Origin of the sequence: Pseudomonas sp. NPDC087817, assembly GCF_044742875.1 — a bacterium.
In the GTDB taxonomy this organism is placed as follows: domain Bacteria; phylum Pseudomonadota; class Gammaproteobacteria; order Pseudomonadales; family Pseudomonadaceae; genus Aquipseudomonas.
In genome coordinates this window covers 50,370-71,071 of sequence record NZ_JBIUVJ010000024.1, presented here as the reverse complement: position 1 = coordinate 71,071, position 20,702 = coordinate 50,370, and the positions used below count along the sequence as shown (strand labels likewise).

23 protein-coding genes are annotated in these 20,702 nt (G+C 58.5%); 12 read left to right on the top strand and 11 right to left on the bottom strand.

Going from position 1 to position 20,702, the window contains the following annotated elements:
- Window positions 1-395 (bottom strand): Hcp family type VI secretion system effector (locus tag ACIONG_RS17060; protein ID WP_401301273.1); only part of this gene is annotated, 395 nt, incomplete at its 3' end.
- Window positions 396-1,106: 711 nt separating this feature from the next.
- Here ACIONG_RS17060 and trxB point away from each other — a divergent pair.
- Window positions 1,107-2,069 (top strand): thioredoxin-disulfide reductase, encoded by a 963-nt coding sequence (gene trxB, locus ACIONG_RS17055; protein WP_401301270.1) that lies wholly within the window; start codon window positions 1,107-1,109, stop codon window positions 2,067-2,069.
- A gap of 185 nt (window positions 2,070-2,254) precedes the next feature.
- Here trxB and ACIONG_RS17050 read toward each other — a convergent pair whose 3' ends face one another.
- The 6 genes from ACIONG_RS17050 to ACIONG_RS17025 form a co-directional block, all read right to left on the bottom strand.
- Window positions 2,255-2,593 carry a HopJ type III effector protein gene (locus ACIONG_RS17050; RefSeq protein ID WP_401301267.1) on the bottom strand — a complete coding sequence of 113 codons (339 nt, stop codon included), beginning with the start codon at window positions 2,591-2,593 and terminating at the stop codon, window positions 2,255-2,257.
- Window positions 2,586-2,882 (bottom strand): DUF1244 domain-containing protein, encoded by a 297-nt coding sequence (locus ACIONG_RS17045; protein ID WP_401301264.1) that lies wholly within the window; start codon window positions 2,880-2,882, stop codon window positions 2,586-2,588. The genes ACIONG_RS17050 and ACIONG_RS17045 overlap by 8 nt, the downstream gene beginning before the upstream one ends.
- 96 nt (window positions 2,883-2,978) lie before the next feature.
- Window positions 2,979-3,350 (bottom strand): dihydroneopterin triphosphate 2'-epimerase, encoded by a 372-nt coding sequence (gene folX, locus ACIONG_RS17040; RefSeq protein ID WP_103305134.1) that lies wholly within the window; start codon window positions 3,348-3,350, stop codon window positions 2,979-2,981.
- Window positions 3,351-3,911 (bottom strand): GTP cyclohydrolase I FolE, encoded by a 561-nt coding sequence (gene folE, locus ACIONG_RS17035; RefSeq protein ID WP_103305135.1) that lies wholly within the window; start codon window positions 3,909-3,911, stop codon window positions 3,351-3,353.
- Window positions 3,912-3,932: 21 nt separating this feature from the next.
- Window positions 3,933-4,643 (bottom strand): dihydromonapterin reductase, encoded by a 711-nt coding sequence (folM, locus tag ACIONG_RS17030; protein ID WP_103305136.1) that lies wholly within the window; start codon window positions 4,641-4,643, stop codon window positions 3,933-3,935.
- A 131-nt stretch (window positions 4,644-4,774) separates the two neighbouring features.
- Window positions 4,775-5,350, bottom strand: a complete 576-nt coding sequence (locus tag ACIONG_RS17025) for an antibiotic biosynthesis monooxygenase (RefSeq protein ID WP_401301260.1) — start codon at window positions 5,348-5,350, stop codon at window positions 4,775-4,777.
- Window positions 5,351-5,559: 209 nt separating this feature from the next.
- Between ACIONG_RS17025 and ACIONG_RS17020 the strand changes: the two genes are divergently transcribed.
- On the top strand, window positions 5,560-6,519 hold the full coding sequence (locus tag ACIONG_RS17020) for a MerR family transcriptional regulator (protein WP_401301257.1): 960 nt from the start codon (window positions 5,560-5,562) through the stop codon (window positions 6,517-6,519).
- Window positions 6,520-6,522: 3 nt separating this feature from the next.
- On the opposite strand, the gene ACIONG_RS17015 is transcribed toward ACIONG_RS17020, so the two are convergent.
- Together ACIONG_RS17015 and ACIONG_RS17010 are read right to left on the bottom strand one after the other, a co-directional pair.
- Complete coding sequence (locus ACIONG_RS17015) at window positions 6,523-7,128, bottom strand: hypothetical protein (protein ID WP_103305139.1); 606 nt, start codon at window positions 7,126-7,128, stop codon at window positions 6,523-6,525.
- Between the two features lie 54 nt (window positions 7,129-7,182).
- Entirely contained in the window at window positions 7,183-7,659 is a 477-nt protein-coding gene (locus tag ACIONG_RS17010; RefSeq protein WP_213027585.1) for a PAS domain-containing protein, read from the bottom strand.
- A 154-nt stretch (window positions 7,660-7,813) separates the two neighbouring features.
- On the opposite strand from ACIONG_RS17010, the gene ACIONG_RS17005 reads away from it, so the two are divergent.
- Complete coding sequence (locus ACIONG_RS17005) at window positions 7,814-8,269, top strand: flavodoxin (RefSeq protein ID WP_103305141.1); 456 nt, start codon at window positions 7,814-7,816, stop codon at window positions 8,267-8,269.
- Here ACIONG_RS17005 and ACIONG_RS17000 read toward each other — a convergent pair.
- Entirely contained in the window at window positions 8,259-9,146 is an 888-nt protein-coding gene (locus ACIONG_RS17000) for a LysR family transcriptional regulator (RefSeq protein ID WP_401301254.1), read from the bottom strand. The genes ACIONG_RS17005 and ACIONG_RS17000 overlap by 11 nt on opposite strands.
- Before the next feature lie 96 nt (window positions 9,147-9,242).
- Between ACIONG_RS17000 and ACIONG_RS16995 the strand changes: the two genes are divergently transcribed.
- The 5 genes from ACIONG_RS16995 (at window position 9,243) to ACIONG_RS16975 (ending at window position 13,341) form a co-directional block, all read left to right on the top strand.
- Entirely contained in the window at window positions 9,243-9,629 is a 387-nt protein-coding gene (locus ACIONG_RS16995) for a CidA/LrgA family protein (RefSeq protein ID WP_401301251.1), read from the top strand.
- Window positions 9,619-10,305, top strand: coding sequence for an LrgB family protein (locus ACIONG_RS16990; RefSeq protein WP_401301248.1), 687 nt, complete (start codon window positions 9,619-9,621; stop codon window positions 10,303-10,305). The genes ACIONG_RS16995 and ACIONG_RS16990 overlap by 11 nt, the downstream gene beginning before the upstream one ends.
- A 131-nt stretch (window positions 10,306-10,436) precedes the next feature.
- Complete coding sequence (locus tag ACIONG_RS16985; protein WP_315446874.1) at window positions 10,437-11,219, top strand: class II aldolase/adducin family protein; 783 nt, start codon at window positions 10,437-10,439, stop codon at window positions 11,217-11,219.
- Complete coding sequence (locus tag ACIONG_RS16980) at window positions 11,219-12,121, top strand: alpha/beta fold hydrolase (RefSeq protein ID WP_401301245.1); 903 nt, start codon at window positions 11,219-11,221, stop codon at window positions 12,119-12,121. The genes ACIONG_RS16985 and ACIONG_RS16980 overlap by 1 nt, the downstream gene beginning before the upstream one ends.
- Before the next feature lie 308 nt (window positions 12,122-12,429).
- Window positions 12,430-13,341 carry an SDR family oxidoreductase gene (locus tag ACIONG_RS16975; RefSeq protein ID WP_401301242.1) on the top strand — a complete coding sequence of 304 codons (912 nt, stop codon included), beginning with the start codon at window positions 12,430-12,432 and terminating at the stop codon, window positions 13,339-13,341.
- Between the two features lie 48 nt (window positions 13,342-13,389).
- Here ACIONG_RS16975 and ACIONG_RS16970 read toward each other — a convergent pair whose 3' ends face one another.
- A complete protein-coding gene (locus tag ACIONG_RS16970; protein ID WP_401301239.1) occupies window positions 13,390-14,013 on the bottom strand; it encodes a hypothetical protein in 624 nt (207 codons plus the stop codon).
- A gap of 106 nt (window positions 14,014-14,119) precedes the next feature.
- Between ACIONG_RS16970 and ACIONG_RS16965 the strand changes: the two genes are divergently transcribed.
- The 4 genes from ACIONG_RS16965 (at window position 14,120) to ACIONG_RS16950 (ending at window position 20,562) form a co-directional block, all read left to right on the top strand.
- The gene (locus tag ACIONG_RS16965) at window positions 14,120-14,521 is read left to right on the top strand and encodes a hypothetical protein (RefSeq protein WP_401301236.1); all 402 of its coding nucleotides are present in this window, start codon (window positions 14,120-14,122) and stop codon (window positions 14,519-14,521) included.
- Between the two features lie 161 nt (window positions 14,522-14,682).
- Window positions 14,683-16,476: a DUF1302 domain-containing protein gene (locus tag ACIONG_RS16960; protein WP_401301233.1), complete on the top strand. Its 1,794-nt coding sequence runs from the start codon at window positions 14,683-14,685 to the stop codon at window positions 16,474-16,476.
- Window positions 16,477-16,499: 23 nt separating this feature from the next.
- Window positions 16,500-17,867 (top strand): DUF1329 domain-containing protein, encoded by a 1,368-nt coding sequence (locus tag ACIONG_RS16955; RefSeq protein WP_401301230.1) that lies wholly within the window; start codon window positions 16,500-16,502, stop codon window positions 17,865-17,867.
- A gap of 139 nt (window positions 17,868-18,006) precedes the next feature.
- Entirely contained in the window at window positions 18,007-20,562 is a 2,556-nt protein-coding gene (locus tag ACIONG_RS16950) for a LuxR C-terminal-related transcriptional regulator (RefSeq protein WP_401301227.1), read from the top strand.
- Window positions 20,563-20,702: the final 140 nt, after the last annotated feature.

Sequence of the window (20,702 nt, the reverse complement as noted above, 5' to 3'; positions counted from 1 at the left end):
TCCTGGCAGTAGTGCAGTTTGAACTTGCTGCCGACGATGATCGCGTCTTCCAGTTTGGTGGTGTAGTAGTGCTCTTGGGTACCTTGAGCCGAAGTACGGAACCACTGGATAACGATTTCGCTCATGCGCTCGCCCGAAGTCAGAGCAGCTTGCAGCAGAGGCGAAGCCTTGTCGTAGACCTTGGTGATCACAACTGGCTTGTGTACGCGCTGACCGGTTGGCTGACCGGATTGCGGGTCACGCGGGATGATCACGTCGTGGCTGAAAGCCTGAACCATGACCTGGTCTTCGTGGCCCTCTTGAAAAGTGTTGCCAACCGAGTCGGCGGTAAAAGCGCCGGCAGTGATCAGACCTTGTTTTTCGCCAGTGACCGACATGTACGCTGGTGTTGCCATGGGAATGCTCTCCTTGCTCGAAGTGACACGTTAAACAAGCACTATTGCCTGTCCGTGTAAGTTCTGAGATATCAACTTTCGTGCCAGTGATTCGATAGTCATTTCGGATCAAGGATTTAAGTGAATTACCTCATCCGTGCAGGTTAGTTGGACAGGCAGAACCCGCGAAAAGTGCGCAAGAAGTTGCGCAGTACTGCGCAACTTCTTGCGCACTTGGCTACAGCCCTTTGGCTGTAAGGTCTGTAGCGGTTTCATGGGGTGTTTTATTATGAGCAGCTGCGCAACTTCTTGCGCATCATGGCTATATAGTGGCTATTAAAATTACAGGGAAATTCAGGTACTAAAATCTGCAAGTTTTTCCCTTTAAGAGAAGTGTTTTTTTGTGGTGTTCGAGTTATCTCCAGCAACCGATTTGTGCCGAGAGCTGCCAACGTTAAACGTAGCAGTCGGCAGAAAACAGGCGCCGGTGTGGATGAGTGATCCAGATCGTCGGACGTCCAGCTCGTCAGTACGTCGGCATAGAGACGACCTATGAGCTGGATTGTTAAACCGTATTTCCTTAATCTTGCCCCCCTCGATACGCTGCACCCAACTTTTTACAGGACTGTCGAGCTCACGCCTTCCCCAAGGTTATCCACAGTCCTTTTTTATTCCCGCCGGCAGTCCGGCGTTCCGCGCCAGTTTATTCGGCCCGGTCAACAGGAGCAGGTCATGTCTGAAGTCCGTCATTCGCGAGTGATTATTCTGGGTTCCGGCCCTGCCGGTTACAGCGCTGCGGTGTATGCCGCGCGTGCCAACCTCAAGCCGCTGCTGATCACCGGCATGCAGGCTGGCGGTCAACTGACCACCACCACCGAAGTCGACAACTGGCCGGGTGACGTCCATGGCCTGACCGGTCCTGCGCTGATGGAGCGGATGCGCGAGCACGCTGAGCGCTTTGAAACCGAGATCGTTTTCGATCACATCAATGCCGTGGACTTCGCCGCCAAGCCGTACACCCTGACCGGCGACAGCGCGACCTACACCTGCGACGCCCTGATCATCGCCACCGGCGCCAGCGCGCGTTACCTGGGGCTGCCGTCGGAAGAATCGTTCATGGGCAAAGGCGTTTCCGCTTGCGCGACCTGCGACGGTTTCTTCTACCGCAACAAGCCTGTGGCAGTGGTCGGCGGCGGCAACACCGCTGTTGAAGAGGCGCTGTATCTGGCCAACATCGCCAGCACTGTGACCCTGATCCACCGTCGCGAAACCTTCCGCGCCGAGAAGATCCTGATCGACAAGCTCAACGCTCGCGTCGCCGAAGGCAAGATCATCCTCAAGTTGAACGCCAACCTCGACGAAGTCCTCGGCGACAACATGGGCGTGACCGGTGCGCGCCTGAAGAACAACGACGGCAGCTTCGACGAAATCACCGTCGACGGCGTGTTCATCGCCATCGGCCACACCCCGAACACTTCGCTGTTCGAAGGCCAGCTGACCCTGAAAGACGGTTATCTGGTGGTGCAGGGCGGCCGTGACGGCAACGCCACCGCGACCAGCGTCGAAGGCATTTTCGCCGCCGGCGACGTGGCTGACCACGTTTACCGCCAGGCCATCACCTCGGCCGGCGCCGGCTGCATGGCGGCACTGGATACCGAGCGGTACCTGGACGGTCTGCAGAACGCTTCGTTCTAAATCGCAGACATAAAAAAACCGGCCGATTGGCCGGTTTTTTTGTGCCCGAGTTTCAGGTTCAACACAGTTCCAATGTGGGAGCGAGCCTGCTCGCGAATGCGGTGTTTCAGTCGACATCAATGTCGAATGTCAGTCCGTATTCGCGAGCAGGCTCGCTCCCACAGGAATTGGGTTTGCAGCTGAAATTAGCGGCGGGTCAGCGGTTGTCCGGTGAATTTCACACCGGCCAGACCGTGCTTGATCAACGCACGAATGTTGCCGTGATCGCTGCCCTCAGGCGTCGCCACTACCGAACGGTAATGTTCGCCAAATGCCAGCAGCGCTTCTTCATCGCTCAGGCCTTCCAGCAACGCCAGACCCAGGGTCTTGCACGAACCTTCGTTCTGCCCGGCCGCGTTTTCCACGCCGCCGTTATTGAATGCCTGAGGCTGATAGTCGTAACCGGCGGCGATGAACGCGAGCGTGTCGGCGAAGGCATGCTCGCCGCTCTTCAGGCTGGCGCGCAGGGTGTTCAGGTCACTCATGGGTTTTTCCTTTGGCAAACGCCGCTTGCTGATCGGCGCTGGCTTCTTGCTGATATTGGGCTTTCCACTCGGCGTACGGCATGCCGTAAACCACTTCGCGAGCGTCGTCGAGGCTGACCTCGATCTTGCGCTCGTCGGCTTCGGCCTTGTACCACTTCGACAGGCAGTTGCGGCAGAACCCGGCGAGGTTCATCAGGTCGATGTTCTGCACGTCCTTGCGGCTGTCCAGGTGGGCGACCAGCCGGCGGAAGGCGGCGGCTTCGAGTTCGAGGCGTTGTTGCTCGGTCATGGGAGTCTCTGCGAGACAGCTTCAAGCGACGAGCTTCAAGCTGCAAGATGGGTGGCGGTGATAGGAAGTTTACAGCTTGCCGCTTGAAGCTTGAAGCTAGCGGCTCGCTGCAAGCGTTATTGACACCGATTCGGCAAACCGCAGCGCATGCGGCTTGTCGACTTCGACCTCGGCGTACAGCACCGAGCCGTTGCTCATCACCAGATCGAGCAATTCCTGAGTCAGCCGTTCGAGCAGCGCGAAACGGTTGCCCTCAACGTGAGCGATGATCGCTTTGGTGATGGTGCGGTAATTCAGCGCGTGGTCGATGTCGTTGTCACGCACCGCTTCCTGCGCGGCATACAGAATGGTCAGGTTGATCAACACATCCTGCTTGTTGAGGATCTCGTCCTCGTTGATCCCGATAAAGGTGCGCAAGCGCAGATCCTTGACCCGGATGCGCGCCATTCCCGGTTGAAGTTGTGACATTTACTTGCTCCGTCCAATCAATTGCAGGAACTCCTGGCGGGTGTTGCTCGACTCGCGAAAGGCGCCAAGCATGACCGAGGTGTTCATGGTCGAATTCTGTTTCTCGACACCGCGCATCATCATGCACATGTGCCGGGCCTCGATGACCACCGCGACGCCGGCGGCATCGGTGACCTGTTGCACCGCATCGGCAATCTGCCGGGTGAGGTTTTCCTGAATCTGCAGGCGCCGGGCGAACATGTCCACCAGTCGCGCGATCTTCGACAGCCCCAGCACCTTGCCCGTCGGAATATAAGCCACATGGGCCTTGCCGATGAAGGGCAGCAGGTGATGTTCGCACAACGAGTACAACTCGATGTCGGCGACGATGATCATCTCGTCGCTGTCCGAGGCAAACAGCGCGCCATTGACGATTTCATCGACGCTCTGTTCGTAACCGTGACACAGGTACTGCATGGCCTTGGCCGCACGCGTCGGCGTGTCGAGCAAACCTTCGCGGTCGGGGTTTTCACCGAGGCCGATGAGGATTTCGCGGTAATTCTCGGGCAGGGAGCGGGTCATGGAACATCCTCATAGGCAGGCTTATTTGACGTGCCTTCCGCCGTTGACGGTCAGGGTCGTACCGGTGACATACGGGTTGTCGAGCAGATAGCGCAGGCTCTGGTAGATCACTTCGCTGCCGGGCTCGATGCCCAGCGCGGATTTGGCCAGCGCCTTGGCACGGTACGCCGCGTCGTCGTCGGGGTTGAACAATAACAGGGCGGGCGCGATGCCGTTGACCTTGATCGCCGGGGCATAGCGGGCGGCAAAAGACAGGGTCAGGCTGTCGAGCCCCGCTTTGCTGGCGCAATAGCCGATGTGCTTGCTGCTGCCTTTGCGGGTGACATCGTCGCTGATATGGATGATGTCTGCGGGCGTCGATTGCCTGAGCAAGTCGGCGCAATGCAGGTTGATCAGATAGGGCGCGAGCATGTGGAGGTTGAACATCCGGCTGAACGCTTCGGCTTCGCTGTCCGGGGTTTCCGCCAGCCATTCGGAGGCGTTGTGCACGATTGCCCGCAGGCTGTCGGTGTGGGTTTGCAGTTCGGTGATGAAGGCGAGAATCCCGGCTTCGCTGGAGAAGTCCGCGAACAGCCCAATGGCGCCCAGCCCCCGCAGCGTTTGTACGCCGGGACGTTCGCTGCGGTAAGTGAAAATGACGCGGTGGCCGTCTTCGAGCAAACGCTGCGCGCAGTGCAGACCGACACGCTGGCCGGCACCGGTGATGAGGATCGGGGCGGAAGTTGGGCTCATGAACGGCTCGCGTCGCGGTGGGAGCAAAAACTATAACAGCGACTCGGCTAGCACGCAGGATGGGCTTAATGCTTTTGTCTTGGGTGGGAGCGGCGGTGCGACGATTCGATTTGCTCGCTCCCACAGGGGACTTATCTGTTTTGAGAGACCGGTTCCGCAGGCAGCGGCCGCACCGGCGTGCTGTTCAGCCAGTTAGCCAGCAATCGCGTCGACAGTGGAATAAAGAAATAAACCATCAGCGGCGTCAGGCACGCCGTGCTGATCAACACGCGCGGCAACAGACTCATTTCAGCCAGCAGCGGGCCAAGGACAAAGTTGAACAGCAGCGACACCGGGAAGAACGCCAGCCAGATCGCCACAGCCTGTTTCCAGCGCGGCGGACGCTGACCGATGACGTTGGCGCCGAACCAGCCTTCAATGCCACTGACGCGGTGCTCCTTCGGATGGGCAAACAGATCGGAACCGCGATCCAGCCAGGCGGTACGCGAGGCCGAGTGCTCCCACGCATGCAAGGTCTGCTCATCGACAAAACGGAAAATGATTTGAAACTCGTTATCGCCGGGCGGTGGCGCGAGTACACCGGAGCCGAGATATCCGGGAAAGTCGGTAGCCAGTTGTTCGCCTTCACGTAGCCAGGCGATCAGATCCTGATAGCGGCCATCGGCGACGCGACGCGCAACCATCAGCGTGACGGGGGAAGTAGACATTGTGTATCTCCGTATTTCGATTGCGTCACTCCGGGTAGGAGCTTCGCCTGACGCAGGCCGGGGTGGAGGCCTGCGTTTTTTAGCAAGCAAGGATTATTCCCGATTTTGATGATTAAACCAGTGACTTTCGTCGCATATGATCGCTTGAACCTAAATAGGGCATCGAGAGTAGAATGGGATCCAAAATCCACAAGGACGTAGATCGCACAATGCCTGTCATGACGGACATAAGCCCTGCTTCGCAGGCATCTGTTGCGCTCGAGCGCGAAGATTTTTTTCCCATACGTGAAGTCTCACGGCTGACTGGCGTCAACCCGGTCACGCTACGTGCGTGGGAGCGACGTTATGGTTTGATTCAGCCAACACGCACCGAAAGTGGGCATCGGTTGTATTCAATGACCGAAATCGAGCGCGTTCGCAATATCGTCGAGTGGATCGATCGGGGTGTGGCGGTCAGCAAAGTCGGCAAGATCCTGGCGAAGACCGAGCCATTGAAAGTATTGGCGCACTTCATTCCCGATGATCTGGTGCAGGCCGATTACCAGCAATGGCAGCTTCAGGTGCAGCGGGCGGTGAGCGCTTTCGACGATGCCGAACTGGACCGGGTCTACGGTCAGATCTTTTCCTCGTACGCGTTGCCCGTGGTGTTTGAGGACATTCTGATGCCGCTGTGGCGGCAACTGCTGCAGCGTCAGGACGCTTTCGGGCAAACCAGTGAATGGCTGTTTCTCGACGGTTATCTGCGCACGCGGGCGTTGCAGAGAATCATCGCACTGCGTGGCGCGCAACCGCGCAAGATCATCGTCAGCGCCCTGGCTGGCCAGTGCCGGGAACTGGAGCTGCTGGTCGCGGCGCTGTTTCTCAGTAGCAGTGATTCGGGTGTGCGGGTGTTGACCAGTGGACAACCGTTCGATGAACTGACCCTGGTGTGCGAAAAGATCAAGCCGCACGCTTTGGTGCTGTTTTCCAATCACGCCCCCGCTCCGGAATTGCCGCGGCGCTTGAACCGGTTGGCCTTGAGTCTCGATTGTCAGTTGTTGCTGGCGGGGGATGCCTCCGACCTTGCGCAGGAGAGCTTGGCGGGAACGTCGATCGGATGCATTGGCAACGAAGGTGCAACGATGCGTCAGCGTCTGAAACAGATGCTGGCGGGCAAGCTCGACACCTGAAAATCAGGTGTGCAGGGCAGGGTGCGTCAAGCGGTGTTGTTGCAGGATGAACTGGCGCAAGCGTTCGGTTTCATCCGCATCGGTCTGGCTGAGTTCGTAAGCGTAGAAACCGCTTTCGGTTTCCCGCTCGAAATTCCCGCGTAGCGAAATTCGCTCATAACCGGAAGGGCTGAACCACAGCGCGAAATGTTTGGGCGGCTTGGTCTTGTTGCGCATTTCCAGCAGTACGCCTTTATGCGAAACCTCGTGCACCCACATTGTGCCCGGTTGGCCCTTGGCGTTTTCCAGTGCCACGGGTTCTTCGAGTGTCAGTCGCCACGGGCGCACCATCGGGCCATCTTCGTAAATGCTCGGTACGCCGAGGCGCAAATGCAGCGCATGAAACTCGTCTTCCACCAGGTGCAGCGGAAAGGTCATTTGCTGATTTTCGAAGTTGGCCTGAATGGTGACTTGCTCGTGAGCGGCCAGGCGCGTGAGCAAGTCACGGATCTGCGAACCACCATTAACCAGCAGACTCGACGTCGCATCCCGCACGTTCAATTGCGGGTTGTGCTGCATGGTCTGGATAAAATCCAGCTCATCCTGGGTCAGGAGGGCGTCGCGTTGCATGGTTGGCTCGTAAGAAGTAGTTACAAAGTCATTGGTGATTGTAGTTAATGACAATTAGTTCGCTGTTTTGTTTTCGCCGTTCGTCGCTTTCAACGCCGCGAGCTCGGTTTGCAGGGCGGCGACTTGCGCTTCCAGCTGCGCAACCCTTTGCTGAGCCTTGACCTGAACCGTCACATCCTTTTGCACACCGACGAAATACGTCTGCCCGTCATCGGCGTTTTTCACCGTCGACAGCGACAGCTCATTCCAGAACGGAGTGCCGTCCTTGCGATAGTTGCGCAGGATTTCCCGACATGAGCCGCCATCGCGCAGCGTGTCGCGAATCAGCGTCAGATTTTCCTGATCGCGGTCTCCAGACTGCAGAAAACGGCAGTCCTGATAAAGAATTTCCTCACTGGTGTAACCGGTCAGACGTTCGAAAGCCGGGTTGACGTAAATGAGGATGTTGTCCTGTTCACCTTCCTTCTCGGCAACCACGATCCCGTCATTCGACGCGTTGATCACCATTTGCAGCAGACTGGCGTTGATCATCCTTGAATCCTTTCAGCGTTGTCAGTGGCAGGCATTCTAAAAGAACGGTAAAGGCTGTCTATAGGCCATCAGCGCTGATTGCGAGGCAATCGCAACTTCACCGCCCGGGGCTGTTACTATCGCCGCTCTTTTTTTCAGTTTCAGGATCAGATTGATGAAAGTCGCCATCCTCTCCGGTTCGGTCTACGGCGCAGCCGAAGATGTCGCCCGCCATGCCCAGAACCTGCTGAAAGACGCTGGCTTTGAAACGTTCTACAACTCGCGCGCCAATCTGGCCGACATCCAGTCTTTCGGCCCGGAAGCCTTTCTGGCAGTGACCTCGACCACCGGCATGGGCGAGTTGCCGGACAACCTGCAACCGCTGTACTCGGCCATTCGTGATCAGTTGCCGGCAGCCTGGCGTGGTTTGCCGGGCGCGGTGATTGCCTTGGGCGACGCGAGCTACGGCGATACCTTTTGCGGCGGCGGTGAGCAAATGCGTGAGCTGTTCGCCGAACTTGGCCTGCGTGAGGTTCAGGAAATGCTGCGCATCGACGCCAGCGAAAGCGTGACGCCGGATACCGACGCAGAACCTTGGCTGGCCGAACTTGTCAGCGTACTCAAGGGCTGATGCCGCACTCGCGCAACAGTGCCAGCCAGGCCTGCGCCGCTTTCGACAGATAGGCGCCCCGACGCCAGATAAACGCAATGTCCCAGCGCAGGTAATCCGGCGCTCGCAAGGTCAGGCGTACCACGCCTGGCCGCACCAGACCGCGCGCCACCACGCTGGGTAACAACACCACGCCTTGCCCGGCCGCCACCAGTGCCGCGAGAAAGTCCGCCTGACCGCTACGCCCGCCTTCCTTCGGTGTAAAACCCATCTGCTGACAGGCCTGCAGCAAGCGGTCATTGAGCACGAAACTGCGCTGATACAAAAGGAACGGCGTGTCGGCCAATTCCTCCAGCCCAATCTCCCCACGATCTGCCAATGGGTGATCCACCGGCAGCAAGGCGTCGAGTTTCTCATCACAAAACGGCTGGCAGTCGAACTGCGGATCCTTCGGCAACAAGCTGCCCCCAAGCTCGAGTTCGCCACTCAGCACCGCTTGCTCGATGTTGCGGCTGCCGCCCTCCAGCAACTGAATGCTGATGTTCGGATAGCGCCGTCGATACTCGGCAAATAGCCCGGCAAACAGCGCATCGCTGCCCAACAGGGGCAGGCCGAGGCGCAATTCGCCACGGGCCAAATGACTAAGATCGTCCAGCTCACTGAGCAACTCGTTGCGTAATCGCAACATACCTTCGGCCCTTTGCAGCACCACACTGCCGGCGGCGGTCAGTCGCAACTGTGAACCAAGCCGTTCGAGCAATGGTGTGCCGAGGCTCTGCTCCAGTTGTGCGACTTGTTTGCTTACCGCCGACTGGCTGATGTGCAAGGTTTTCGCCGCTTGGGTAAAGCCGCCCTGATGCATGACTTCGACAAAACTGCGCAGCTGTTTGAATTCCATGACTTGATTCCATTTTGGAATGGCTGTGAGTCTAACAATTCGCTTCTGGGATGGTAGGTCGATTCGTAAAATAGGCGCCTGTAAGGAGCCAAACTCATGAAAGCCGCGAACCTCAAATACCTTTCCCGTCTATTCGCCGAACTGGCCGTGTTGCTCGGTCTCTACCTGCTCGGCTGCCAACTCGCCGTCTGGCTGGCCCTGCCGATTCCCGGCGGAGTGATCGGCATGGCGCTGTTGCTGCTGGCGTTTGCCTTTGGCTGGGTCAAACCGGCGGCGCTGCAATTGGGCGCAGGATTGCTGATGGCCGAGATGCTGCTGTTTTTCATCCCGGCGCTGATGAGCCTGCTCGACTATGGCGCGTTGTTGCGCAATGACGGCTGGCGGATTCTGCTGGTGATCGCCGCCAGCACACTGATGGTGATGCTGGTGACCGCGTTCACCGTGGAATTGGCCGTGCGTATGAGGCGTTCCCATGAAGCTTGAACTGATGCCGATGTTCTGGCTCGCCTTCACACTGCTGGCCTACCTGTTCAGCCGCTGGATTTATCGCCGCACCGGGCGTTACCTGCTGTCGCCGCTGATTCTGGTGCCGGCACTGCTGCTGGCGCTCGCCGTGCCGCTGCACACCGCCTACGCCGAATACTCCAGCAACACCCATTGGCTGATGCTGGTGCTGGGCCCGGTCACTGTCGCGTTCGCCGTGCCGATCTGGCAGCAGCGGCGCCTGTTGGTGCGGCACTGGTCGGCGTTGCTGCTGGGGATGGTCGCCGGCAGTGCGGCATCGATTGCCACTTCGTTCGGCCTGGCCAAGGCACTGGCACTCGACAGCTCGGTGACGATGTCCCTGGTGCCGCGCTCGATCACCACACCGTTCGCCATGCCGCTGGCGCAGGATCTGGGGGGCGTACCGGAATTGACGGCGGTGTTTGTGATGTTCACCGGGGTGCTCGGCGCGATGCTCGGCGGCGTGCTCTTGAAGTGGTTGCCGTTGCGCAGTGCCTTGGCGCGTGGAGCCCTGTTCGGGGTCGGCGCGCACGGCGCCGGGGTTAGCCGGGCCCATGAAGTGGGCGGCGAGGAAGGCTCCGTGGCGGGGCTGGTGATGGTGTTGACCGGCTTGCTCAATCTGTTCGCCGCACCTTTGTTGGCGTCGTTGCTTTGACATGGATCCAAGGTGTTTGCATGGCTGACCCGCTCAGTCATCAAGCTGGCTGGCAATGCAACTACGTGATCGGCCTGGCCTGACTAGACTGCTGACACGAGCAAAACAATAAGAACGCAGAGGTGCATACAGTGAGCGTAGCCCCCGTCCAGTCGTCCCTTAATGTCAAAGAGCAGGTCAGCGCCGCCGAGTGGCAGACCCGCGTCGATCTCGCCGCTTGTTATCGTCTGGTCGCGCTGCATGGCTGGGACGATCTGATCTTCACGCACATTTCCGCCAAGGTGCCGGGCACCGAAGATTTCCTGATCAATCCATTCGGCCTGATGTTCCATGAGATCACCGCGTCGAGCCTGGTAAAAGTCGATCAGGCCGGCAACAAACTCATGGACAGCCCTTACGAGATCAACCCCGCCGGTTACACCATCCACAGCGCCGTGCATGAAGTACGACATGACGTGGTGTGTGTACTGCACACGCACACGGCCTCCGGTGTTGCCGTTTCGGCGCAGAAACAAGGCGTGTTGCCGATCAGCCAGCAATCGCTGTTCGTGCTGTCGAGCCTGGCTTATCACGCTTATGAAGGCGTGGCGCTGAATCACGAAGAGAAAGCGCGGTTGCAGGCCGACCTCGGCGAGAGCAATTTCCTCATGTTGCACAACCACGGTTTGCTGACCTGTGGCGGCACCATCGCCGATACCTTTTTGATGATGTTCACCTTCCAGCGTGCCTGTGACATTCAAGTCATGGCGCAGACCGGCGGCGCTGAACTCATCGCCATCGAACCGCAAATTCTGGCAGGCGCCAAGGCGATGATCGCCGGCGTCACCAAAAGTGCTCAAGGCATGGGGGGCGCGCTGGCCTGGCCGGCGTTGCTGCGCAAACTCGATAAACAAGACCCGGGATATAAACTCTAATGCCTCTTGCCGAGATTCCTCTGTGTGTCTGGCGTAAACGCAGCCAGACGTTTGTCTTTCGTGGCCAGCCGATCCGTTACTGGACGGCGGGGCAGGGTGAGCCACTGCTGCTGATTCATGGCTTTCCGACCGCCAGTTGGGATTGGCATTACTTGTGGCAACCACTGGCCCAGCGTTATCGGGTGATCGCCTGTGACATGCTCGGTTTCGGTGATTCGGCCAAACCGCTGAATCACACTTACAGCCTTCTCGAACAGGCGGATCTGCAACAGGCGTTGCTCGCCCATTTGCAGGTCGAGCCACCGGTGCACATTCTTGCCCACGACTATGGCGACAGCGTTGCGCAGGAATTGCTCGCCCGGCATTACGACGGTCAGATCGAAGTCGCCAGTTGCGTGTTTCTCAACGGCGGGCTGTTCCCGGAAACCCATCGTCCGGTGCTGATGCAAAAACTGTTGCTGAGCCCGTTGGGCTGGATGATCGGCCGTGCGTTTACTCGTGATGCGCTGGTCAAAAGCTTCCGCCAGATCTTCGGCCCACAGACCCGTCCGAGTGAAAGTGAACTGGATGATTTCTGGAGCCTGATCGACAGCAATCGCGGGCCCCGGATCATGCACAAATTGATCAGCTACATTCCCGAACGACTCGTGCAGCGTGATCGCTGGGTGGCCGCCATGCAGCGCGGAGAAGTGCCGTTGCGGGTGATCGATGGCGAAGTCGATCCGATCTCCGGGGCGCACATGGTTGAACGTTATCGCGAGTTGATTCCCGATGCGGACACCGTGTTGTTGCCGGGCATCGGCCACTATCCGCAGACCGAGGCGCCGGGGCAGGTGCTCAAGCATTACCTGGCGTTTCGTGATCGCTTCGCTCTGACGCCACGCCGGGTGGCGTGTTCCTGACGATCAAATGTTCCCCCGCTCCGACATTTGGCCGGGTGAACTTTTTTGGCGAGGGAGCTTGCTCCCGCTGGGGCGCGAAGCGGCCCTTGATTCTATGATCAGGTTCTTACAGGAAAACCGCGAGTAACGTTTTACGACTGCAGCGCAGCCGAACGGGAGCAAGCTCCCTCGCCACAAAAACTCATATGGCCTTCACTATCCCCCCACCTTATCGCGCACCATTCACCCCCAGCCGTGTTCGTTGTGAGCAAAAGCTGCGTGCCTGACACTCGGGATCACTGTCCCTTTGGCCTGCTGGAGTTGCTGCGATGAATGAGTCTGTGCGTTTCGAAGATAAAGTCGTGATCGTCACCGGCGCCGGTGGTGGCCTCGGCCGGGCTCACGCACTGCTGTTCGCCAGACAGGGCGCCAGAGTGCTGGTCAACGACCTCGGTGGCTCGACCCAGGGCGAAGGCGCCAACGCCTCTGCTGCCGACCGCGTAGTGGCAGAAATCCGCGAGGCTGGCGGTATCGCCGAAGCCAACCACGACTCGGTCACCGACGGCGACAAACTGGTACAGAACGCCCTCGACGTCTTCGGCCGTGTCGACGTCGTGGTCAACAACGCCGGGATCCTGCGTGACAAGACCTTCCACAAAATGGACGACGCCGACTGGGATCTGGTTTACCGCGTCCACGTCGAAGGCGCCTACAAAGTCACCCGCGCCGCCTGGCCGCACCTGCGCGAACAAAACTACGGCCGGGTGATCTTCACCGCCTCGACCTCGGGCATCTACGGCAACTTCGGTCAGTCCAACTACGGCATGGCCAAACTTGGCCTCTACGGTTTGACCCGCACCCTGGCCATCGAAGGACGCAAGAACAACATCCTGGTCAACGCCATTGCACCGACTGGCGGCACGCGCATGACCGAAGGTCTGATCCCGCCGCAAGTGTTCGAGCAACTGAAGCCGGAACTGGTCAGCCCGTTGGTGGTGTATCTGGCAAGCGAACAATGCCAGGAGACTTCCGGGTTGTTTGAAGTCGGCGGCGGCTGGATGGGCAAGGTGCGTTGGGAACGCAGCCTCGGTGCCGGGTTTGATCCACGGGCGGGTTTCTCGCCGGAAGATGTTGCGGCGCATTGGCAGCAGATCTGCGACTTTGAAGGGGCAGCGCACCCGAAGGACAACATTGAGGCGTTGAAGGAGATGATGGCGAATTTGCAGAAGTATTCGCTTTAGGTGACGTTTGAGCCTCGCTGCGTTCTGAATGCGGCGAGGCTTCTTCTGCTACTCCTTGTACCTTCTATCGATCATGAACTCCGGAAATCTCCAGTTTGGTCCCGGAATGGCGACAGCCACGTTGCCCTCAGCCAATACGCCTTCATGAAATAACTCCTCGTACGTTTTACACAGTTCTCCGCGCGCGATGACTTCAAATCGATAACGCCCGAACAATGTATCGATGGAGGGAAATGCCAAACCGATAGCCAAAACTGATAGCAAGTCTTTGAGACTTTCTTGCCTGACAGCTTGTTCCAGTTCTGCAATCGAGCTCTTCGATCCGCTGACGCATTCAAATGCTTTCAGTTCCTGCTTTTTCGCAGCGTCAATTGCGTCGGCTGTATAGCGCAATGCCTCGTCGTTGCTCAGTTTGAATTCTTCAAGTGTGGCCGAATGGATGTTATTCCAAAGGGACGGATTACTCTTGGGAATGTAGTCGTCAGCGATTCCCAACGCTCTGAATCGCTCCATCATTCGAAGTGCATGCGCGTAGAACCGGCGATCGGTATCAGTCGTCTCAAGCTTGCCTTCCAAAATGGCATGAAGGCGTTGAATCATGACGAGGTCGGCAGCAGCCCCTTTTCTTTCGATTGTTGTTGCCGCTCCTTCAACAAGATTTGGTTCCAGCATTGTTTTACTCGCTGCAAAGGATTCGATTTTTACGGAGCGATTAACCTACATCAGCTTTCGAACGGACATATCTGCATCGTTCGTGAGTAATGAGCTGCTTAGTTGTATGAATAATCGTGAGCGCGATTTGATCGCTTGGGATTGGAAGATCAAAAAGAGATTTCCTACAGATAGGAGCATCTTCCCGACGATTACAAGTGAGACGGGTAAAACGGCGCCCATAAAAAAGGCCGCTGCAAACGCAGCGGCCAAGGTAAGACGTTGGATCAAGGAGCTACAAATCAACGTCAGTGAACACCAGGGTGATAAACCGAAATATTCGATTCATCTGAAATCTTTCAGCAATGGCCTGAGTTGCTCGAAGGCCTGTGCATCATGCTTTACGGCGTGTCCCGTGAAAGCCCGCTCAGAATACGGTTTCAAGCCTGTAGGAAAAATACCGATTCCAGACATGCACTGTTACGGGGCATGCAACAGTCATCCTGCATCAACGGCCTCATGCGCTTGATTGATGATCCTCCATCCAGCCGATCCATGGCCGGCGCAAAGCCCCGGGCCGCAAGGGCATTCATCCCTTCGGGCGACAATGCGAATACCTCCTTGGTGCGCTTATCGACCCCGTCGTGCGGCAGTAGGGTGGGGCCTTCTGTCACTCACCGGGGAAGACGCATGACAACAAAAACAATGCGCGCCATCTTCACACCGCAGGCGCTGGCAGCCGCCGTGGCTCTGGGTTGCTGCGCTCAGGCGCAAGCGGTTGCGTTCAACATTGGCGAAATCGAGGGCACGTTCGATTCGTCGCTGTCGGTCGGCGCGAGTTGGGGGATGCGCGATGCCGACAAGTCGCTGGTCGGCACGGTCAACGGTGGTACCGGGCAATCCTCGACCGGTGATGACGGACGCCTGAACTTCAAGAAGGGCGAAACCTTCTCGAAAATCGTCAAAGGCATCCACGACCTCGAGTTGAAGTACGGCGATACCGGCGTGTTTGTCCGTGGCAAGTATTGGTACGACTTCGAACTCAAGGACGAAGACCGCGAGTTCAAACCGATCAGCGACAAGGGCCGCAAGGAAGGTGCGAAGTCCTCCGGCGCGCAGATACTCGATGCCTTCGTCTATCACAACTACTCCATCGCCGATTTGCCGGGCACCGTACGCGCGGGCAAACAGGTGGTGAGTTGGGGCGAAAGTACCTTCATCGGCAACTCGATCAACAGCATCAACCCGATTGACGTTTCGGCGTTTCGTCGACCCGGCGCGGAGATCAAGGAAGGCCTGATTCCGGTGAACATGTTGTTCGGCTCGCAAGGCCTCACCGATCAATTCACTGTTGAAGGCTTCTATCAGTTGGAGTGGGACCAGACCGTTCTGGATAACTGCGGCACCTTCTTCGGCGTCGACGTTGCAGCGGACGGTTGCAACAACGGTTACACCGTCGGCAACCCGGCGATTGCACCGCTGGTGCCATTGACCACCGCGTTTGGCCAAGGCATTCAAGTGACCCGCGAAGGCGTGGTCATCCCCCGTGGCGGCGACCGCGATGCGCGGGATTCCGGGCAGTGGGGCACGGCGTTGCGCTGGCTCGGCGACGATACCGAATACGGCCTCTACTTTATGAACTATCACAGCCGCACGCCGACAGTCGGCACCACCACGGCAGGGCTTTCGACGCTGGCGGCATTGCCGGGCATGGTCGGCATTGCCAACGGCTTGGCACCCGGCAGCGGTTCGGGCCTGGCACAAAGTGTGATGCTCGGACGCGGTGGGTATTACCTGGAATACCCCGAAGACATTCGCCTGTACGGCGCGAGCTTCTCCACCACCCTGCCCACCGGCACTGCATGGACCGGCGAGATCAGCTACCGCCCCAATGCTCCGGTGCAGGTCAACACCAACGACCTGACGCTGGCGCTGCTCAACCCGATTGCCGGCGGTACGGCGTCGCCGATCGCGACAACTCCGGGTTCCGACAACAAAGGTTATCGACGCAAAGAGGTCACGCAAATCCAGAGCACCCTCACGCACTTCTTCGATCAGGTGTGGGGCGCCCAACGACTGACGTTGGTTGGCGAAGCCGCGGTGGTACGGGTCGGTGGTCTGGAGTCGCGCAGCAAGCTGCGTTATGGCCGTGACTCGGTGTACGGCCAGTACGGTTTCGGTGGCGACACTGACGGTTTTGTCACCTCGACCTCGTGGGGCTACCGTGCCCGGGCGATCCTTGATTACGCCAACGTGATCGGCGGGATCAACCTCAAACCCAACCTGTCGTGGTCGCACGACGTCGCCGGCTACGGTCCCAACGGCCTTTTCAACGAAGGCGCGAAAGCCATCAGCGTCGGCGTCGATGCCGACTATCGCAACACCTATACCGCGAGCCTCAGTTACACCGACTTTTTCGGCGGCGACTACAACGTCCTCGAAGACCGTGACTTCGTCGCCCTGAGCTTCGGCGTGAACTTCTGATCTGCCCGAGAAGGATGAAAGCAATGCGCAAAATGATTCTGCAATGCGGTGTGCTGGCCCTGAGTCTGCTGGCGGCCAACGTGATGGCGGCGGTGTCGCCGGATGAGGCAAACAAACTCGGCACCAGCCTGACCCCGCTCGGCGCCGAGAAGGCCGGCAACGCTGACGGCTCGATTCCGGCCTGGACCGGTGGCATCCCGAAAAACGCCGGAGCGGTGGACAGCAAAGGCTTCCTGGCTGACCCGTTCGCCAATGAAAAACCGTTGTTCACCATCACCGCTGCCAACGTCGACCAATACAAAGGCAAACTTTCCGACGGCCAGGTAGCGATGTTCAAACGCTACCCGCAAACCTACAAGATCCCGGTCTATCCGACCCACCGCACCGTCGCCGTGCCGCCGGAAATCTACGAGTCGGCCAAGCGCAGCGCACTCAATGTCACCAGTATCAATGACGGCAACGGCCTGGCCAATTTCACCGGCAATCGCTATTACGCTTTCCCGATTCCGAAGAACGGCGTGGAGGTATTGTGGAACCACATCACTCGTTACCACGGCGGTAATCTGCGCCGCATCATCACCCAGGTAACGCCGCAGACCAATGGCAGCTACACGCCGATTCGCTTCGAAGAAGAAATCGCCGTGCCGCAATTGATGAAGGACCTCGATCCGGAAAAAGCCGCCAACGTGCTGACCTTCTTCAAGCAATCGGTCACCGCGCCGGCGCGTCTGGCCGGTAACGTGCTGCTGGTGCACGAGACCCTCGATCAAGTAAAGGAACCGCGTCTGGCGTGGATCTACAACGCCGGTCAGCGACGGGTTCGGCGTGCCCCGCAAGTGGCGTATGACGGGCCGGGCACGGCGGCGGATGGCCTGCGCACCTCGGACAACTTCGACATGTTCTCCGGAGCCCCGGATCGCTACGACTGGAAACTGGTCGGCAAAAAGGAAATGTACATTCCGTACAACAGCTACAAACTTGATTCGCCGAAACTCAAGTACGACGACATCGTCAAGGCTGGCCACATCAACCAGGACCTGACCCGCTATGAACTGCACCGGGTCTGGGAGGTGATCGGCACGGTCAAACCGAGCGAGCGGCACATCTACGCCAAGCGCCACATGTACATCGACGAAGACAGCTGGCAGGTCGCACTGGCGGACCATTACGACGGTCGCGGGCAACTGTGGCGCGTCGCCGAAGGTCACGCGCAGTACTACTACGATCACCAGGCGCAGGCCTACACCCTCGAAGCGCTCTACGACATCATCGCCGGCCGCTACATTGCCTTGGGGATGAAGAACGAAGAGAAGCACAGTTTCGAGTTCGGCTTCGAAGCCAAGGCTGCCGACTACACACCATCGGCCCTGCGCGCAGAGGGTGTGCGGTAACGGATCAGATACATCAGCCGTACAAAAGGCGACCGCATGGTCGCCTTTTTTATGGCCGCCAATCAGCGTGCTGAATACTCGTCAACAAGCTGCCGGGAGAGGGCTAGGGTGAGCCCACAACTATAAAAAGGCTCGCCCGATGACCGCCATGACGCCGTGTCTGGATCGCCCCGGATTCTTGCCCAGACTGTCCTCCCATCATCAACCCCGCGCGCGATTGAGCGAGCCGTTGCTTGAGTCGATGGCGCGGGTCAGGCTGATCTGCGCACCTGCGGGCAGTGGCAAGAGTGCGCTGCTTGCCGAGTGCCTGCTGGAGGCGCCGCAACACTGCGAAGTCTGCTGGTTGCCGCTGGCGGGGGCAGCATCGGGTGTCAGCGAATTTTGTCTGCGCCTGGCGCAGGCGTTGGGGCTGGCCGATACAACGGAGTCCGCTCTGGTCGCGGCGCTGAGTCGCTGGTCGAGGCCTACCTGGCTGTTTATCGATGACTACTGCCGGTTGCCCGATTGCGCGCTGGATGCATTGCTTGATCGCTTGCTGACGGTCAGCAGCCCGGCCTTGATCTGGTGGATCGGCACGCGTCGACGCCCGCCATGCAACTGGCCTCGTCTACTGCTCGATGATGAATTGTACGAGTGCGAAAGCTCGACCCTGGCGTTCACCCAAACAGAAATCGCCCATGCGTTGAAGCACCTCCCCGCCGGGCAGGCCGGCGACCTGGCCGCGCGAATCTCCCAGCGAACCGCTGGCTGGTGCGCCGGGGTGCGTATGGCGCTGTTGCGCAAATGCGATTGGTCACAGACAACAGAACCGCAGCAACGCATCGATACACTGCTCGACTACCTGCAACATGAACTCTTCACTGGCCTCACGCCGGACCTGACCGAAGTCTGGCGCGTGCTCGCACAAATGCCGCGCTTCAATGTGCAACTGTGCGAGCACCTTTTCGGCGCCGGGGAGGGGGCTTTACACCTGCGCACATTGCAAATGCTTGGCTGCTTTATTGAGCCCTGGAATGACTCCGCGGACTGGTTGCAGATTTTCCCGCCGCTGTCTCGCGTCGTGCGCGAGGAACATTGGCCGTCGCGCCGTACATGGCATCGACGTGCCTGTCAGTGGTTCAGTTCCGCACGGGATTGGCGCTCGGCATTTGAGCAGGCGTTACTGGCTGAAGAATACGAAGCTGCCGTCAGCCTGCTGCAGCACTTCAGTTTCGAGCAATTGTTTGAAGAGCAAACAGTGGTGTTGTTGGTGCGACTGCACGAGCAACACGCGGGGGAGTTGACCCTGAGCACCCCTCAACTGGTCGGGCTGATTACCGCAGCGTTGCTCTTTGCCGGTCGTTTCGAGCACGCAGCGAAATGCATCGGGCATCTGGGGCGGTTCATGCCGCAGCCTTCGCCAGCGCTTGAGCGCCAGTTGATTTCGCGTTGGCAAACGTTGCAAGGCTGGTTAATGCACCTGGAAGGGCGGATGGAGGCCGCTCATGAACACTTTGCGCAAGCGCTGGAGGTCCTCGATCTCGAGAATTGGATCGCTCGGGTGATGTGTTTGTCAGGGTTGACCCAACAGGCCCTGTTGCGCGGGGAGCTGGATCTGGCTCATGCGTTGAATCGCCGGGCGTTGTGTCTGGCGCGGGCTCAAGGCTCGCTGGTTTTCGAAGCACTGCTTGAACTCGATCACGGACAATTACTCGAGCAGCGCGGCGCGGCGCCTCGTGCTGAAAGCCTGCTGGCGGGCGTGCATGATTTGCTCGCCAGCCAGCCGAACCGCCTGAGTCCCTTGCTGGGACGGATTGCCTTGCGTCGCGGGCGTCTTGCGCTGAGTCAGGGGCTGGATGTCTCGGCGGCGGAGTTTTTTCAGTCCGGGCTGGACGATTGCAAACGCAATCAAGACAAGCGGGTTTTGTATGGCTATCTGGGAATGGCGCAACTCGCTGCCAACGGGGCGGATTATCAAAAGGCGTTCGCATGGCTGCGTGACGCGGAGCGTTTGATGCAGCAGCGGCAGATTCCGGAAACGGTTTATCGGGGTGTGCTGTTACAAATCAGCAGCCTGTTCTGGTTACAGCAAGGACGTCCCGAACTGGCATGCGAGGCAACGACACGCCTGCTACGTCACTATCAAGGATCGAACGCCTTGCAGGCGCCCCCCGCAACACTTGAATTGATTCCACGGATTGAATACTTGCTGATCCTTGCGCAAGTGGGTCTGCGCACAGCGCACAATCCGCTCGGCCGCCTCCAGCGTTTGCTGGAGGCGGCGCATCAACGCAAAATGTTTTCGCTGGAAGCCGACCTTCAATTGGCGTTGGCCGAGGTTGCCTTTGTGCAAGGCGATCAGCCTATGGCGCGGCGTCACTTACAGCAGGGGCTGGAACTGACCCGTCATCACTGTTTGCATCAGGCGTCGCGCGAACTGCAACTGCGCCAGCCCGGGCTGATGAAAGTGCTGGATAACGAGCCACTGAAATCGACCGGTGCCAATACCCTGATTGGTAGTGGTCTGCTCAGCCTCCGTGAACTGGAAGTTTTAGGCCTGATCGCCAAGGGATATTCCAATCAACAGATTGCAGACCAGCTGTTTATTTCTCTACATACGGTAAAAACCCACGCCAGACGCATACATGGGAAGTTAGGTGTCGCACGGCGAACTCAAGCGGTCGCGAGTGCCAAGTCGTTGGGTATGGTGTTCTAGCATTGTTGTTATATGCAGTCTTCAGCAGTGGTTCGAAATCAGTGTCTGTTTGAGCCGCTAATGCTTGGGTTTCAAGAGCTTGTTGAATTTTTTCGCAACAGCCAATCGTCTAAGGCGACTGCTTCGTGCGAGGCTGAAAC

Excerpts from the sequence above, each read along its gene's own strand:
- folE (WP_103305135.1), bottom strand. The coding sequence starts at position 3,911 with ATGACCCGCTCCCTGCCCGAGAATTACCGCGAAATCCTCATCGGCCTC.
- ACIONG_RS16965 (WP_401301236.1), top strand. The coding sequence starts at position 14,120 with ATGAATAATCGTGAGCGCGATTTGATCGCTTGGGATTGGAAGATCAAA.
- folM (WP_103305136.1), bottom strand. The coding sequence starts at position 4,643 with ATGAGCCCAACTTCCGCCCCGATCCTCATCACCGGTGCCGGCCAGCGT.
- ACIONG_RS16980 (WP_401301245.1), top strand. The coding sequence starts at position 11,219 with ATGCCTCTTGCCGAGATTCCTCTGTGTGTCTGGCGTAAACGCAGCCAG.
- ACIONG_RS17010 (WP_213027585.1), bottom strand. The coding sequence starts at position 7,659 with ATGATCAACGCCAGTCTGCTGCAAATGGTGATCAACGCGTCGAATGAC.
- ACIONG_RS17045 (WP_401301264.1), bottom strand. The coding sequence starts at position 2,882 with ATGACCGAGCAACAACGCCTCGAACTCGAAGCCGCCGCCTTCCGCCGG.
- ACIONG_RS16955 (WP_401301230.1), top strand. The coding sequence starts at position 16,500 with ATGCGCAAAATGATTCTGCAATGCGGTGTGCTGGCCCTGAGTCTGCTG.
- ACIONG_RS17000 (WP_401301254.1), bottom strand. The coding sequence starts at position 9,146 with ATGGAATTCAAACAGCTGCGCAGTTTTGTCGAAGTCATGCATCAGGGC.
- ACIONG_RS16970 (WP_401301239.1), bottom strand. The coding sequence starts at position 14,013 with ATGCTGGAACCAAATCTTGTTGAAGGAGCGGCAACAACAATCGAAAGA.
- ACIONG_RS17020 (WP_401301257.1), top strand. The coding sequence starts at position 5,560 with ATGCCTGTCATGACGGACATAAGCCCTGCTTCGCAGGCATCTGTTGCG.
- ACIONG_RS16990 (WP_401301248.1), top strand. The coding sequence starts at position 9,619 with ATGAAGCTTGAACTGATGCCGATGTTCTGGCTCGCCTTCACACTGCTG.
- ACIONG_RS17025 (WP_401301260.1), bottom strand. The coding sequence starts at position 5,350 with ATGTCTACTTCCCCCGTCACGCTGATGGTTGCGCGTCGCGTCGCCGAT.
- trxB (WP_401301270.1), top strand. The coding sequence starts at position 1,107 with ATGTCTGAAGTCCGTCATTCGCGAGTGATTATTCTGGGTTCCGGCCCT.
- ACIONG_RS16995 (WP_401301251.1), top strand. The coding sequence starts at position 9,243 with ATGAAAGCCGCGAACCTCAAATACCTTTCCCGTCTATTCGCCGAACTG.
- ACIONG_RS17005 (WP_103305141.1), top strand. The coding sequence starts at position 7,814 with ATGAAAGTCGCCATCCTCTCCGGTTCGGTCTACGGCGCAGCCGAAGAT.
- ACIONG_RS16950 (WP_401301227.1), top strand. The coding sequence starts at position 18,007 with ATGACCGCCATGACGCCGTGTCTGGATCGCCCCGGATTCTTGCCCAGA.
- folX (WP_103305134.1), bottom strand. The coding sequence starts at position 3,350 with ATGTCACAACTTCAACCGGGAATGGCGCGCATCCGGGTCAAGGATCTG.
- ACIONG_RS16960 (WP_401301233.1), top strand. The coding sequence starts at position 14,683 with ATGACAACAAAAACAATGCGCGCCATCTTCACACCGCAGGCGCTGGCA.
- ACIONG_RS16975 (WP_401301242.1), top strand. The coding sequence starts at position 12,430 with ATGAATGAGTCTGTGCGTTTCGAAGATAAAGTCGTGATCGTCACCGGC.
- ACIONG_RS17050 (WP_401301267.1), bottom strand. The coding sequence starts at position 2,593 with ATGAGTGACCTGAACACCCTGCGCGCCAGCCTGAAGAGCGGCGAGCAT.
- ACIONG_RS17015 (WP_103305139.1), bottom strand. The coding sequence starts at position 7,128 with ATGCAACGCGACGCCCTCCTGACCCAGGATGAGCTGGATTTTATCCAG.